At 68.6% G+C, this 13,784-nt stretch carries 19 protein-coding genes; 12 read left to right on the forward strand and 7 right to left on the reverse strand.

Going from position 1 to position 13,784, the window contains the following annotated elements:
• Window positions 1-126 precede the first annotated feature (126 nt).
• The 9 genes from H261_RS04520 to H261_RS04560 all read left to right on the forward strand — a co-directional run bounded on the left by H261_RS04520 (window position 127) and on the right by H261_RS04560 (window position 5,801).
• Entirely contained in the window at window positions 127-651 is a 525-nt protein-coding gene (locus H261_RS04520) for a PAS domain-containing protein (protein ID WP_008614838.1), read from the forward strand.
• Window positions 626-1,924 carry a methyl-accepting chemotaxis protein gene (locus tag H261_RS04525; protein ID WP_008614839.1) on the forward strand — a complete coding sequence of 433 codons (1,299 nt, stop codon included), beginning with the start codon at window positions 626-628 and terminating at the stop codon, window positions 1,922-1,924. The genes H261_RS04520 and H261_RS04525 overlap by 26 nt, the downstream gene beginning before the upstream one ends.
• A gap of 60 nt (window positions 1,925-1,984) precedes the next feature.
• Window positions 1,985-2,224, forward strand: coding sequence for a CDGSH iron-sulfur domain-containing protein (locus H261_RS04530; protein ID WP_008614840.1), 240 nt, complete (start codon window positions 1,985-1,987; stop codon window positions 2,222-2,224).
• Window positions 2,225-2,282: 58 nt separating this feature from the next.
• Window positions 2,283-3,275, forward strand: a complete 993-nt coding sequence (locus tag H261_RS04535) for an NAD(P)H-dependent glycerol-3-phosphate dehydrogenase (protein ID WP_040475695.1) — start codon at window positions 2,283-2,285, stop codon at window positions 3,273-3,275.
• A gap of 2 nt (window positions 3,276-3,277) precedes the next feature.
• Window positions 3,278-3,769 (forward strand): glycine zipper 2TM domain-containing protein, encoded by a 492-nt coding sequence (locus tag H261_RS04540; RefSeq protein WP_008614843.1) that lies wholly within the window; start codon window positions 3,278-3,280, stop codon window positions 3,767-3,769.
• A 106-nt stretch (window positions 3,770-3,875) separates the two neighbouring features.
• Window positions 3,876-4,166 carry an integration host factor subunit beta gene (ihfB, locus tag H261_RS04545; RefSeq protein ID WP_008614847.1) on the forward strand — a complete coding sequence of 97 codons (291 nt, stop codon included), beginning with the start codon at window positions 3,876-3,878 and terminating at the stop codon, window positions 4,164-4,166.
• On the forward strand, window positions 4,163-4,432 hold the full coding sequence (locus H261_RS04550) for a LapA family protein (protein WP_008614848.1): 270 nt from the start codon (window positions 4,163-4,165) through the stop codon (window positions 4,430-4,432). The genes ihfB and H261_RS04550 overlap by 4 nt, the downstream gene beginning before the upstream one ends.
• A gap of 12 nt (window positions 4,433-4,444) precedes the next feature.
• On the forward strand, window positions 4,445-5,152 hold the full coding sequence (gene pyrF, locus H261_RS04555) for an orotidine-5'-phosphate decarboxylase (RefSeq protein ID WP_008614849.1): 708 nt from the start codon (window positions 4,445-4,447) through the stop codon (window positions 5,150-5,152).
• A 4-nt stretch (window positions 5,153-5,156) separates the two neighbouring features.
• Window positions 5,157-5,801, forward strand: a complete 645-nt coding sequence (locus H261_RS04560) for a phosphoribosylanthranilate isomerase (protein ID WP_008614850.1) — start codon at window positions 5,157-5,159, stop codon at window positions 5,799-5,801.
• Window positions 5,802-5,878: 77 nt separating this feature from the next.
• Here H261_RS04560 and H261_RS04565 read toward each other — a convergent pair whose 3' ends face one another.
• From H261_RS04565 to H261_RS04575, 3 genes are all read right to left on the reverse strand, one after another.
• Window positions 5,879-6,865 carry a sensor domain-containing diguanylate cyclase gene (locus tag H261_RS04565; protein WP_008614851.1) on the reverse strand — a complete coding sequence of 329 codons (987 nt, stop codon included), beginning with the start codon at window positions 6,863-6,865 and terminating at the stop codon, window positions 5,879-5,881.
• Between the two features lie 132 nt (window positions 6,866-6,997).
• Window positions 6,998-8,575, reverse strand: coding sequence for a DHA2 family efflux MFS transporter permease subunit (locus tag H261_RS04570; RefSeq protein ID WP_008614852.1), 1,578 nt, complete (start codon window positions 8,573-8,575; stop codon window positions 6,998-7,000).
• On the reverse strand, window positions 8,572-9,603 hold the full coding sequence (locus tag H261_RS04575; RefSeq protein WP_008614853.1) for an HlyD family secretion protein: 1,032 nt from the start codon (window positions 9,601-9,603) through the stop codon (window positions 8,572-8,574). Before H261_RS04575 ends, H261_RS04570 begins: the two co-directional genes overlap by 4 nt.
• Before the next feature lie 192 nt (window positions 9,604-9,795).
• Here H261_RS04575 and H261_RS04580 point away from each other — a divergent pair, with 192 nt between their 5' ends.
• The 3 genes from H261_RS04580 (at window position 9,796) to H261_RS04590 (ending at window position 11,519) form a co-directional block, all read left to right on the forward strand.
• Window positions 9,796-10,095, forward strand: coding sequence for a DUF1476 domain-containing protein (locus tag H261_RS04580; protein WP_008614854.1), 300 nt, complete (start codon window positions 9,796-9,798; stop codon window positions 10,093-10,095).
• Window positions 10,096-10,123: 28 nt separating this feature from the next.
• The gene (locus H261_RS04585) at window positions 10,124-10,711 is read left to right on the forward strand and encodes an exopolysaccharide biosynthesis protein (RefSeq protein ID WP_008614855.1); all 588 of its coding nucleotides are present in this window, start codon (window positions 10,124-10,126) and stop codon (window positions 10,709-10,711) included.
• A 106-nt stretch (window positions 10,712-10,817) separates the two neighbouring features.
• Entirely contained in the window at window positions 10,818-11,519 is a 702-nt protein-coding gene (locus H261_RS04590; RefSeq protein WP_008614856.1) for a pirin family protein, read from the forward strand.
• 64 nt (window positions 11,520-11,583) lie between these two features.
• On the opposite strand, the gene H261_RS04595 is transcribed toward H261_RS04590, so the two are convergent.
• The 4 genes from H261_RS04595 to H261_RS04610 all read right to left on the reverse strand — a co-directional run bounded on the left by H261_RS04595 (window position 11,584) and on the right by H261_RS04610 (window position 13,779).
• Window positions 11,584-12,117, reverse strand: coding sequence for a F0F1 ATP synthase subunit B family protein (locus tag H261_RS04595; protein WP_008614858.1), 534 nt, complete (start codon window positions 12,115-12,117; stop codon window positions 11,584-11,586).
• Window positions 12,114-12,608: a F0F1 ATP synthase subunit B family protein gene (locus H261_RS04600; protein WP_008614860.1), complete on the reverse strand. Its 495-nt coding sequence runs from the start codon at window positions 12,606-12,608 to the stop codon at window positions 12,114-12,116. Before H261_RS04600 ends, H261_RS04595 begins: the two co-directional genes overlap by 4 nt.
• Window positions 12,609-12,732: 124 nt before the next feature.
• Window positions 12,733-12,957, reverse strand: coding sequence for a F0F1 ATP synthase subunit C (locus tag H261_RS04605; protein ID WP_008614862.1), 225 nt, complete (start codon window positions 12,955-12,957; stop codon window positions 12,733-12,735).
• 78 nt (window positions 12,958-13,035) lie between these two features.
• Window positions 13,036-13,779: a F0F1 ATP synthase subunit A gene (locus H261_RS04610; protein WP_008614864.1), complete on the reverse strand. Its 744-nt coding sequence runs from the start codon at window positions 13,777-13,779 to the stop codon at window positions 13,036-13,038.
• Between the last annotated feature and the right edge of the window lie 5 nt (window positions 13,780-13,784).

The raw sequence follows: 13,784 nt of genomic DNA on the forward strand, positions 1-13,784 counted from the left end.
CCATAAACCAGATTTAAACGAAAGACATACGAAGTTACACGAAGCATGTTGAATCGTTATTACTCGATTGATATTAATTTGTATCAAAGGGCTAATATGCCTATGTCATTGGGATGGTAGAGTCGAATGAGCAGCAAGACCATTCAACCCTCGGGTAGGGAGCGGGCCTTCGCCGAGGATGAGATCATCGTCAGCAAGACCGACATCAAGGGGCGCCTCACCTATGTGAACGACGTGTTCATGTCGGTGTCGGGCTTCACCGAGCCCGAGCTGATCGGCCAGCCGCACAGCCTGATCCGCCATCCCGACATGCCACGCTGCGTCTTCAAGCTCCTGTGGGACACCATCGCGTCCGGCAAGGAGCTGTTCGCCTATGTGGTGAATCTGGCCAAGAACGGCGATCATTACTGGGTTCTCGCCCACGTCACCCCGGATTTCGGCCCCGACGGCCAGATCGTCGGCTATCACTCCAACCGCCGCGTGCCGAGCCGCGCGGCGCTGGCCAAGGTTGTGCCCCTGTATCAGAGCCTGCTGAAGATCGAGGCCGCGAGCCCCGACCGCAAGCAGGGGATGGAGACGGCGTTCACCGCCCTCGTCGACCAGTTGAAGCGCGAAGGAAAGCCCTATGCAGAATTTGTCCTCGGTCTCTAAGGCCCTGCGCGCGTGCCAGATCACCTTCGGGCTGGCTCTCGCCCTGGCCGTCGTCGCCTTGCTGCTGCAGAACTGGGTGGCGGCGGGTTTCGCCCTGGCCCTGGCGGTGCCGGCCTGGCTGCCCATCGGCTACCTCAACCGCGCCAACGCCAGCATCGAGAAGGCGGTGAAGGTCTGCCAGGGGGCCGCCGCCGGCAATCTCGGCGAGCGCATCATGGATATCCGGGGGGGCGGCAACCTGGCCGTCATGCTGCGTTCCATCAACCGGCTGCTCGACCTGACCGAGGCCTATTGCCGCGAGTCCCAGGCGGCCATGGAGCACGCCAACCAGCGCCAGTACTTCCGCAAGATCATCCCCACCGGCCTGCGCGGTGATTTCGCCCGCTATGCCGGCGTGATCAATTCCTCCCTCGACCTGATGAAGCAGCGCGACGCCGAGGCGCTGGACTTCGCCGAGCAGAAGGTGCGCGTCCTGGTGCAGGAGGTGTCGTCGGCCTCGACCCAGCTGCGGCAGAGTTCGGACCGGCTGATGAACAACGCCACCCAGACCGTGCACCAGGCCATGACCTCGGCCGCCGCCGCCGAGGAGGCCTCGGTCAACGTCCAGTCGGTGGCCGGCGCCGCCGAGGAGCTGGCCGCCTCGTTCGGCGAGATCAACATGCAGACCACGCGGGCCACCGCCATCTCGTCCGAGGCCATGGTCACCGCCCAGCGCACCGACGAGACCGTGCAGGACCTCGGCCATGCCGCCGAGAAGATCGGCTCGGTGCTGTCGCTGATCCAGGACATCGCGTCCCAGACCAACCTGCTGGCCCTCAACGCCACCATCGAGGCGGCCCGCGCCGGCGAGGCCGGAAAAGGGTTCGCGGTCGTCGCCAACGAGGTCAAGACCCTGGCCAACCAGACGGCGCGGGCCACCGAGGAGATCTCGGCCCATGTCAGCCAGATCCAGCTGGCCTCCCAGGGCGCCGCCGTGGCCATCCGCGAGATCGCCCAGATCGTCGGCACCATCCAGGAGACCTCCACCGCCGTGGCCGGCGCGGTGGAGGAGCAGAACGCGGTGACCATGGAGATCTCGCGCAATGTCCAGGAGGCCGCCACCGGCACCGCCTCGGTGTCGGAAGCGGTGGCCTATGTGAAGGACACCGCCGAGACCACCGACCAGGAGGCCCGCGACATCTCCGCCGCCGCCGCCAGCCTGGCCCACCGCGCCGACGACCTGGAGGCCCAGATCAACGGCTTCATCGCCAAGATCAAGGGCCAGGCCGCCTGAGATTGTTTCCCCGTTGCGGCATTCCCATGTGTGGGAATGCCGCAACCAGGAGGCAATCCCATGACCGAACCCGTCATCGCCCAGAAGGCGCCCTATCCCGTCGCGGTCGAGGCGGGCAAGACCTATCACTGGTGCGCCTGCGGCCGCTCCCAGGCGCAGCCCTTCTGCGACGGCAGCCACAAGGGCACCGGGCTGGCCCCCGTCGCCCATACCCCGGACAAGGCGGGCACCCTTTATTTCTGCGGCTGCAAGGCGACGAAGAAGCCGCCGCTGTGCGACGGCAGCCACAAAACTCTGTGATCCCTTGCCCGCAACCCGTCATCGGGGTAAACCGGGGGACGGCAATGGCGGGGTTTCCATGAACAGAATCGGTGTGATCGGCGGAGGGGCCTGGGGAACGGCGTTGGCGCTCACCGCCCGCCGGGCCGGCCGCGACGTGGTGCTGTGGGCCCGCGAGCCGGGCGTGGTCGCGGCCATCAACGCCAACCACGCCAATCCCGATTTCCTGCCGGGCGTCGCCCTCGATCCGGGCTTGCGCGCCACCGGCGATCTGGCCGAGGCGGCGGATGCCGACGCGGTGCTGCTGGTGGCGCCGGCCCAGCATCTGCGCGCCGCCTGCCATGCCCTGGCCCCCCACTGGCGGGCCGGGGTGCCCGCCGTGATCTGCGCCAAGGGCATCGAGCTGGCCACCTGCGCCCTGATGCAGGACGCCGTCGCCGCCGCGTTGCCGGACGCTCCCATCGCCGTGCTGTCCGGCCCCACCTTCGCCGCCGAGGTGGCGCGCGGCCTGCCCACCGCCATCACCCTGGCCTGCGACGACGCCTCCCTGGGCCGCAGGCTGGTCGAGGCGCTGGGCACCGCCACCTTCCGTCCCTATCTCTCCGACGATCCGATCGGCGCCCAGATCGGCGGCGCGGTGAAGAACGTGCTGGCCATCGCCTGCGGCATCGTCGAGGGGCGCGGCCTGGGCGACAACGCCCGCGCCGCCCTGATCACCCGGGGACTGGCCGAGCTGACCCGCCTCGCCATGGCCAAGGGCGGCCGGCCCGAGACCCTGATGGGCCTGTCCGGCCTGGGCGACCTGATCCTCACCGCCTCGTCCACCCAGTCGCGCAACTACTCGCTGGGCTTCGCCCTGGGCGAGGGCCGCGCCCTGGCCGACATCCTGGGCGAGCGCCATTCGGTGACCGAGGGCGTCTACAGCGCCGGCGCCGTGGTCGACATGGCCGGGCGTCTGGGCGTCGAGATGCCCATCTCGGCGGCGGTGGACGCGGTGATCAACAAGGGCCAGAGTCTGGACGAGGCCATCCGCGCCCTGCTGTCGCGCCCGTTCCGCACCGAAGGATTATAGCCATGCGCCGCTCCGCCCTTGCTCTGTGCCTGCTGGCTCTCGGCGGCTGCGCCGAAAATCCCACCGAGGGCCAGTTGTGGGGCGCCGGGGCCGGAGCCATCGTCGGCGGCGGCATCGGCCGGGCGGCCGCCCTGGGCGCCCCCCATCTGGCCGCCACCTTCACGCCGGTGGGCGCGGTGGCCGGGGCGGTGGCCGGCAGCATGGTCGGCGGCTGGTTCGATCCCCATCCCAACCGGCTGTGGTCGGCGGCGACCATCGAGGCGGCCGAGACCGGGCAGGAGGCCCGCTGGGCAGCGCGCGGTCTGGAAGGCGCGGTGGTGCCCCAGGGGGCGGGCTGGACCGATAACGGCGGGCGGGCCTGCCGCCGGCTGGCGCAGTCGGCCCTGCGGACGGGCGAGACCGGCGGCGGTTATTCCCGCCAGGTGGTGGCCTGCCGGCTGGCGGACGGCACCTGGGAAGTGGTGCTGCCGCCCGAAGATGAGCCGAAAAGCTAAAAATCCTTCCTCATCATAGACTTGCCCAATAGACCCGGCTTGACGGGGGCGGGGGGCTTCGGCATGCTGGCCCGCAACCTGGAGCACAACCAAGGACGTGAAATCCATGACCAAGTCGGAGCTGATCGCCCGCCTGGCCGAGGCCAACCCCCATCTCTATCAGCGGGATGTGGAGCGCATCGTGACCACCATCTTCGACGAGATCGCCTCGGCCCTGGCCCGGGGCGACCGGGTGGAACTGCGCGGCTTCGGCGCCTTCTCGGTGAAGAAGCGCGACCCGCGCACCGGACGCAATCCCCGCACCGGCGAGACGGTGTCGGTGGAGGGCAAGGCGGTTCCCTTCTTCAAGACCGGCAAGCAGCTGCGCGAGAAGCTCAACGTCGGCGGCGGCTCGTGAGGCTGCTGGCCTGGATAACCGGCCTGCCCCTGGCCGTGCTGGTGGCGGTGTTCGCCGTCGCCAACCGGGCGGAGATTCATTTCGACCTGTGGCCGTTGCCGTTCGGCGTGGATCTGCCCGGCTATCTGGCGGTGCTGGCCCCGCTGGGCATCGGGCTGGCCGGCGGTTTCCTGCTGGGCTGGGCGTCGGGGCTGAAGGCCCGCCTGCGCGCCGGTTCGCTGCGCCGCCGGCTGGACGCCGCCGAGAAGACCCAGTCTCAAGCTTGAGGTAGCCTGTCCGTGACCAATCCCGTCTATGTCGCCATCGACACCACCGAGGCCGCCCGCGCCATCTCCCTTGCCGAACGCCTGAAGGGGCAGGTCGGCGGGTTCAAGCTGGGCCTGGAATACTTCACCGCCAACGGTCCGGCCGGCATGGAGGCGGTGTCCGGCCTCGGCATGCCGCTGTTTGTCGATCTCAAGCTGCACGACATTCCCAATACCGTGGCCGCCGCCATGAAGGGCGTGGTGCGCCTGGGCGCCGCCATCACCACCATCCACGCCTCGGGCGGCGGCGCCATGATCCGCGCCGCCGTGGACGCCGCCAATGACGAGGCTGCCCGCCTGGGAATGGTCCCGCCCGCCGTGGTGGCGGTGACCGTGCTGACCAGCCTGGATCAGGCCGGGGCCGAGCAGGTGGGTTTCGACCGCCCGGTGCTCGATCAGGTCAAGCGCCTCGCCGCCCTGGCCCAGGAGAGCGGGGCCGCCGGCATCGTCTGTTCACCGCTGGAGGTCGAGGCGGTGCGCGCCCTCTGCGGTCCCGATTTCAAGCTGGTGATTCCCGGCATCCGCCCCGCCTGGAGCGAGGCCGGCGACCAGAAGCGCTTCCTCACCCCGGCCGAGGCCCGTGCCAAGGGCGCCGACGTGCTGGTGATCGGGCGGCCCATCACCGGCGCCGCCGACCCGGCCGAGGCCGCCGGGCGGATCAAGGCCGAACTGGGACTTTAAGATCATGCCGGTCGAGGTCAAGATCTGCGGCATCACCGACGAAGACGCCATGGATGCCGCCATCGAGGCCGGGGCCGATTATGTCGGGCTGGTGTTCTTTCCCAAGAGCCCGCGCAACGTCACCCCCGACCGCGCCGCCGAACTGGTGGAGTTCACCCCCGGCGACGTGGGCAAGGTCGGGCTGTTCGTCGACCCCGACGATGCCACCCTGGACGCGGTGCTGACCCGGGTGCGGCTCGATCTGCTGCAGTTGCACGGGCGCGAGACGCCCGAGCGGGTCGAGGCCATCCGCCTGGAATACGGCCTGCCGGTGATGAAAATGCTGCCGGTGTCGGAGCCGGCCGACCTGGATGCCGCCGAGCCCTACCTGGCGGTGGCCGACCGCCTGCTGTTCGACGCCAAGCCGCCCAAGGGCGCATTGCTGCCCGGCGGCAACGCGACGAGCTTCGACTGGTCGATCCTGACGGGACGCAAATGGGGCCTGCCGTGGATGCTGGCCGGCGGCCTGACGCCTGCCAACGTGGCCGAGGCGGTGCGCATCAGCGGCGCTCTCTGCGTCGACGTCTCGTCGGGGGTGGAAAGCGCGCCGGGCGTCAAGGACGCAGAAAAAATTCAGGCCTTCATCCGGGCGGCCCGTTCGTCAGGATAGTTTCTGGCGGATGATACTGCCGAGACGGCCGCGCTCCAGGACGCGCCCGGTCGGGAGCGCGGGCATCCTGCCCGCATTCAAGCCTCCGCCAGTTCCTCCACCCGGTCGGTGCAGACCACCCGGTTGCGGCCCTGGCGCTTGGCGCGGTAGAGGGCCGCGTCGGCGGCGGCCACCAGGTCGGCGGCGGCATGATCGTCCGAGGGCAGCAGGGCGGCGGCGCCGATGGACAGGGTGACGCATTCGGCGGTCAGGCTGGCGCCATGGGGCAGGTTCATCGCCTGCACCGCCTCCTGGATGCGGTCGGCCACGTGCAGGGCGCCGTCCAGGTCGGTGTTGGGCATGATCACCGCGAATTCCTCGCCGCCGTAGCGGGCCGCCAGGTCGGCGGGGCGGAACACCTGCTGGTCCAGGGCGGCGGCCACCGCCTTCAGGCAGGTGTCGCCCTTCTGGTGGCCATAGGTGTCGTTGTAGAGCTTGAAGTGGTCCACATCGACCAGCAGGATGGCCATGGAGGTGCCTTCCCGCTGGTTGTGCAGCCACTCGGCCTCCAGCTTCTCGTCGAAGGAGCGGCGGTTGGCCAGTCCGGTCAGCCCGTCCTTGACCGCCAGACTCTGCAGCGCCATCTGCGCCAGCTTCTGCTCGGTCTGGTCGCGCAGCGTCTCCACCACGGCCAGCAGGTTGCCCTCCTCGTCGTAGATGGGGCCGGCATCCACCGCCAGATAGAGGCGCTTCTTCACCTGGGGCATTACGCACCAGTTCTCGGCCCTGAGGCCGTGGGCGCAGTCGCTGGGCTCGGTGTGGGTGACGTACAGCTGGTCCATGGTGTCGGGGCAGCCCAGCACCACCAGATCGGCCAGGCAGTGGCGCTCCTGGTCGTAGAAGGCCCGCCAGTGGTTGGTGGTGCCGATCACCTCGTGGGCGGGAACGCCGGTCAGGCGCTCGCAGGCCTTGTTCCAGATGATCACCCGCCGCTCGGCGTTGAGGACGAAAGTGGGAACCACAAGATGCTGCATCAGGCGCACGGCGAAGACGTGCGCGGACTCGGTATTGCGTGAGGTAGGCACCGCTTCCCCCGTGTGACGTTCACGGCCGGCCGCTTCTGTGGCGGTCCTGGCTACTCCCTTGGATGCAATCATGCATGGAACCGGCATCTGATTCCACCGGTTCCGTCAACTCCGCACTCGATCAGAGCGATTTCAATGTCCGCCGCCGCCATCGCCCGCGCTGGGGTGGCGGACCGGCTGCAGCAGCGGCAGCAGCAGCAGGCCCAGCGCGAAGACCAGACCCATCATCAGCAGCACGTCGCCGAACGCCATGGTCATGGCCTCGCGCCGGGTCAGCTGCGACAGCAGCTTGAGCGCCGCCCGGTCGGCGCCGCCGTCCAGCAGGGGGGCGAGGCGGGCGGACAGTCCGTCCAGCATGCCGGTGGCGGCGCCGCGCGCCGCGGTCAGGGTTTCCGACAGGCGCAGCATGTGCAGGTCGAGGCGATGGGTCAGGGCGGTGTTGATGGCGGCCAGCCCGATGGCTCCCCCGAGGTTGCGCATCAGGTTGTAGAGCCCCGAGGCGTTCTGCACCTTGTCGGGCGGCAGATGGCCGAGCGCCACGGCGTTGATGGGCACGAAACAGAACATCAGCGACAGGCCGCGCACCGCCTGGGGCAGGAACATCTCCCAATAGCCCCATTCCGAGGTCAGGGCGCTGTTCAGCCACAGGCCGCCGCCGAACAGGGCGAGGCCGAGCCCCAGCATGTGGCGCAGGTCCATGTGGCGGGCCAGATTGCCGGCCAGCGGCGCCGACAGGGCCTGGAAGGCGCCGGTGACCATCATGGTGACGCCGATCTCCAGCGCCGAATAGCCGCGCACCCGGCCGAGATAGAGGGGGATGACGTAGACCGAGCCGTAGAGTCCGATGCCGATGATGAAGGAATACAGGCAGCCCACGGCGAAATTGCTGTCGGAAAAGGCCCGCAGATCCACCACCGGATTGCGCGCCGTCAGCTCGCGCCAGACGAAGCCCATTCCGGCCAGGGCCGAGACCAGGGTGGCCAGTACGATGTGGCCGCTCTCGAACCAGTCGTCGCCGGGGCCTTCCTCCAGCATGTATTGCAGCGAACCCAGGAACACCGCCACCAGGACGATGCCCGCCATGTCGAAGCCCTTCAGCATGGAGAGCTGCGGCTTTTCATGCCGTCCGCAGGTGAAGACCAGGGCGGCCACCACCACGCCGGGGACCACGTTGATCAGGAACAGCCAGTGCCAGCTCCAGGTCTCGGTCAGCCAGCCGCCCAGGCTGGGGCCGATGGTCGGGGCCATGGTGGCCACCAGGCCGATCACCACCGACAGGCCGGCCTGCATGCGCGGCGGAAAGATGATGTAGGTGATGGCGAACACCGTGGGGATCATGGCCCCGCCCAGAAATCCCTGGACGGCGCGGAAGGCGATCATGGATTCGATGCTCCACGACATGGCGCAGGCCGCGCTGGCCACGGTGAAGGTGACGCAGGAGGCGAAGAACAGGTAGCGGGTCGAGACCACCCGGGCCAGCCAGCCCGACAGGGGGATCATCACCACCTCGGCGATCAGGTACGAGGTCTGGACCCAGCTGATCTCCTCGGCCGAGGCCGAGATGCCCGCCTGGATCTGGGCGATGGAGCTGGCGACGATCTGGATGTCGAGGATCGCCATGAACATTCCCACCACCATGGCCAGGAATCCCACCCAGTCGCGGGGGGTGACCACCCGGTCGTGGGGGCTGGGCGGGGCGGGGATGGTCACCTTCCGGCATCCCTGGTGTCGACCTTGACCACCACCGACAGGCCGGGCCGCAACTGGCCGGCCAGGGGGTGGCCCTCGTCCACCCGGATGCGCACCGGGATGCGCTGCACCACCTTGGTGAAGTTGCCGGTGGCGTTCTCGGGGGGCAGCAGGCTGAACTTGGCGCCCGAGGCCGGGGCGAAGCTGTCCACCCGGCCGCCGATCACCGTGCCGGGGAAGGCGTCGACCCTGATCTCCACCCGGTTGCCGGCCTTCATGCGGCCGATCTGGGTTTCCTTGAAATTGGCGTCGATCCACACGTCGCCCAGGGGAACCACCGCCAGCAGCGTCTGGCCGGGGCGCACGTACTGGCCGTCGCGCACCGCCCGGTTGCCGATCACTCCGTCCACGGGGGCGCGGAGGATTGTGGCCTCCAGCTCGGTCTCGGCGACGATCAGGGTGGCGCGGGCCTGCTCCAACTGGGCCAGGGCGACGTTGCGCTCGGAGGCCAGCACCGACAATTGCCGCCGGGACGCCTGCAGCCCGGCTCCCGAGCCGCTCAGCCCCGCCTCGGCGCGGGCGGCGTCGGCCTGGGAGATGTCGAAGCGCTGGCGGCTGACGTAATCCTCGCGCACCAGCCGGCGGGAGCGTTCGTAATCGGCCTTGGCGCGGACCATCTCGGCCCGCGCGGCCGAGATGGAGGCGCCCGACTGGGCGATCACCGCCTCCTGCACCGCCGTGCGGTCGTCGATCTGCACCAGTTGGGCCAGGCGGGCCTTGACCTGCCCGGCGGCTTCGTCGGCGCGGGCGCGGTAGTCGCGGTCGTCGATGCGCAGCAGCACCTCGCCCTTGGCCACCGGGCGGTTGTCGCGCGCCGCCAGTTCCACCACATGCCCGGCCACCTTGGGCGAGATGGCGGTGATGTCGCCGTCCACATAGGCGTCGTCGGTGCTTTCCATCCACCGCCAGTCCTGGGACCAGCGCAGGGCGCTCCATCCGCCGGCGGCGGTGGCGGCAAGAATGACGGCGAGAAGGATGGGCTTTTTCATGGCATGTCCGAAAAACTGAACCGTTCAGTTCAGTTTATAGCGGGGCCGGCCGGGGGAGTCAATTGCCGGGCCGGCGGCGGGTTACCAAACATTAATCGGCCCCCGGCCTTTCGCGGTGCGGCGGATTGCCCCAGATGATCAACGGACGGTCCGGTTCTCTGCCGGGCCGCGAAACCGCGAGGGAGTGATTTCATGCCCATGGACAATCCCGTTCACGACAAGAAGCTGGCCCATGACCACGACCGGGCCTTCCGGGCCAGGGCGCGCGGGGTCAAGATGTGCGGCCTGTGGGCCGCCGGGCATCTCGGCCTGTCCGGCGATGCCGCCGAAGCCTTCGCCAAGTCGCTGGTGGCCACGGATTTCGATGAACCCGGCGACGAGGACGTGATCGGCCGCCTGCGGAGCGAGATGGCCGCCACCGGCGTGTCCGAGGCCGACATCCGGGCGGCGCTGACCCGCTGCCTCACCGAGGCGGAGGCGGGGACCACATGATTCCGGCGGGCGTCGCGGCGAGGATTGCATGAGCCGGCCCCCGTCTCCGGCCCTTCATCTCGCCGGATTGCGTCGCGTCGGGGGACCGGCCGGCCCCACCCTGGCCGAGGCGGCCGCCCATCTGGCCGAGCGCTCGACCCTGCTGATCGTCATGCTGATGGCCGCCCTGGCCATGGTGCCGTCGCCTGGCCTGCCCCTCGGGCTGGTGGCCGGTCTGGCCATCGCCTGGCTGGCCTTCGCCAGCCTGCGGGGGCGGGGCGGCGGCCTTCCCGTCCGGCTGGCCGGCCGCGCCCTGCCGCGCGGCATCCTGGACGCGGCGCTGCGCCGGCTGGTGCCGTTGTTGCGCCGCGTCCAGCGCCTGACCCGTCCGCGTCTTCCCCATCTGGTGCAGGGCGGCGGCCACGGACTGGCCCTGGGCGCCATCGGATTGCAGGGGCTGGTGCTGGCGGTGCCCCTGCCGTTCGGCAACGTGGCGCCCGCCGCGGCCATCGTGGTGCTGGCCGCCGGGCTGCTGTGGCGCGACGGAATCGGGGTGTTGCTCGGGCACCTGCTCGGGTTGCTGTCGCTGGGCGTCATCGGCGGGCTGGCCTGGTCGGCGGTGGTCCTCGCCACCTGATTTGTTGCTCATGCCGCAACAGTGCATTGAGCTGATGCGGTATTGTTGAATCTGCGCTCGGGTCTTAAGTCTTGGGCAGTGTTGAATCCAAGCGGGAGTATCCCCCATGACCCTTCAGCTTCGTCCCGCCGCCGCCCGTGGCCACGCCGATCACGGCTGGCTGGACAGCCGCCACAGCTTCTCCTTCGCCGAGTATTTCGACCCGGCCCACATGGGCTTTCGCGCCCTGCGGGTGATCAATGAGGATTGGGTGGCGCCCAGGACCGGTTTCGGCACCCATCCCCACCGCGACATGGAAATCCTGACCTATGTGATCGCCGGCGCGGTGGAGCACAGGGACAGCACCGGCGGCCACGGCCTCATCCGCCGGGGCGAGGTGCAGGCCATGACTGCCGGCACCGGTATCCGCCATTCCGAGATGAATCCCCTGGCCGACCAGACCCTGCACCTGCTGCAGATCTGGATTCTGCCCGAGGCGCCGCGTCTGACGCCGGGCTACAGCCAGACGGTGTTCGACGACGAGTCCAAGCGCGACCGCCTGCGGCTGATCGCCTCGCGCGATGGACGCGGCGGCTCGCTGATCCTGCATCAGGACGTCGCCATCCATGCCGGCATCCTCAGCCCCGGGCTGACCCTCGGCCATGCCCTGGCGGCCGGGCGGGGCGCCTGGGTGCAGGTGGTGGGCGGTGCCCTGACCGTCAACGGCCAGATGGCGTCGGCCGGCGACGGCGTCGCCATCGAGGACGAGGCCGCCTTGGTCCTGGCCACCGAGAATGGGGCGGAGGTCCTGCTGTTCGATCTGGTGTAAGGCCCAAGACAAAACCCCCGTCGGGCGACCGGCGGGGGTTTGTCTGGTCCGGATCGGGCTCGGCTTAGTGCAGCTTGCCCGGCAGGTCCTTGATGGCGTTATCGACCAGGGAACCGGTCTGGGCCGCCGACAGGCTTTCGCCGATGACCTTCTGGGCGGCGCCGATGGCGACGTCCACAGCCAGGTTCTGGACTTCCTTGACCGCCTGGGCCTCGGCCTGGGCGATGCGGTCCATGGCCATCTGCTCGCGGCGCTTCATGGAGACCTCAAGATCCTTGGCCGCCTGCTTGGCGAGGCGCTCGGCCTCGGACCGGGCGTGGGCGATGATCTCCTCGGCTTCCTTCATGGCGTCACGCTGCTTGCGCTGATAGGTGGCCAGCATTTCCTGGGCCTCCTCGCGCAGCTTGTGGGCCTCGTCCAGGCGGGCCCTGATCTTGGCCGAGCGGGCGTCCAGCGCTGCGGCGATGGCGCGCGACACCGGCTTGAAGGCCATGGCCACCACCAGGAAGAAGGCGATGTTCACCCAGAAATGGGGCTGCTGGTAGAAGGCGCCGTGGGCGGCGCCGGCGGCATCGGCGGCGTAAGCGACGGAAATCATTTGCCGTGCTCCTTGAGGGCGGCGGCGACGGCGGCCTCGAGACGGGCGGTGTCGGCGGGGCTGCCCACCAGACGGGCAATGGTCGCGCCGGCAACGTCGAGGGCGACGTCGCGGACGTTGGCCAGGGCCTTGTCCTTGGCTTCGGCGATGCGGGCCTCGCCGGCCTTGACCTGATCGGCCAGACGGGCGGCGAGCTCGCGGTTGCGGGTCTCGGCTTCGGCCGCCAGGCGGTCCGAGGCTTCCTTGATGACCGACTGGGCGTGGGCGCGGGATTCGGCCAGGGCCTTTTCATAGGCGGCCACGGCGGCCTCGGCCTCGGCCTTCAACTGGGCGGCCTTGTCGAGGTTGTCGTCGATCTTGCGCTGACGCTCGTCGAGAACGGCGCCGATCTTGGGCAGCGCCACCGTGGACATCACGAAGTAGAGCGTGATGAAGGTGAGCACCAGCCAGAACAGCTGCGGCGCGAAGAAGGCGGGATCGAATTGAGGCATCCCAAAGCTCCCAAACGGGGAAGGCCCGAAAAAACTGTGCGGAGCGGCCGGTGAACCGCGGCGGGGCGCCTTTGGGGCGTCCTGCCGCGGACCCTACCGTTCCGTAAGGAGAGACTCTTCGCTGTTAGGCGAAGAGGACCATCAGAGCAACGACCAGGGCGAACAGCGCGATCGCCTCGGTCACCGCGAAGCCGATCCAGCCGTACAGCTCGACATTGGCCTTGGCGGAGGGGTTGCGGCCCACGGTGGAGATCAGGTTGGCCCAGATGTTGCCCACGCCGATACCCGAACCGATCATGCCGATGGCAGCCAGACCGGCACCGATGAACTTAGCAGCGCTCGCTTCCATTTACTCAACTCCTTCAGGACAAAACGGAACAGGGGTGAAACTTGTAGACACTCTACCGGACCATCGCCCGGCCATCCCTTAGTGCATGTGGATGGCGTCGTGCAGATAGATGCAGGAGAGGATGGTGAACACATAGGCCTGCAGCAGCGCGATGCCGAATTCCAGCACCGTGATGGCCGACAGGAAGGCGAAGGGAACCACGCCCGGGATCACGTAGAACGCGCCCAGCGACACCACGAACCCGCCCATGACCTTGAGGATGATGTGACCCACGGTCATGTTGGCGAAGAGACGGACGGCGAGGCTGAAGGGACGCGAGAAGTACGAGATCAGCTCGATGGGGATCAGGATGACCGCCGTCGCGATGGGCGCGCCGTGCGGGAAGAACATGCGCAGGTAATGGGTGCCGTGCCGCGCGAAGCCGATGGCCGTGACGCCGACGAACACCACCAGCGCCATGGCGAAGGTGACGATGACGTGGCTGGTGTAGGTGAAGCCGATCACCGGGATCGGAATCATGCCCAGCAGGTTGCCGAACAGCACGAACATGAACAGCGAGAAGATGAAGGGGAAATACTTCCGGCCTTCGGCCCCCACGTTCTCGCGCAGCATGCCGGCGATGAATTCGTAGAACACCTCGGCCATGGACTGCCAGCGGCCGGGCACCAGGGCACGGGACCGGACCGACAGAGTCAGGAACAGGGTGATCAGGCAGATGGACAGCACCATCATGGCAGCGGAGTTGGTGAACGAAATGTCCACGCTCCCTACCTTGAGCGGAACCAACGGCTGGATCTTGAACTGCTCGATCGGATTAGCCACCGCTT

Origin of the sequence: Paramagnetospirillum caucaseum (genome assembly GCF_000342045.1) — a bacterium.
Classification (GTDB): Bacteria; Pseudomonadota; Alphaproteobacteria; order Rhodospirillales; family Magnetospirillaceae; genus Phaeospirillum; species Phaeospirillum caucaseum.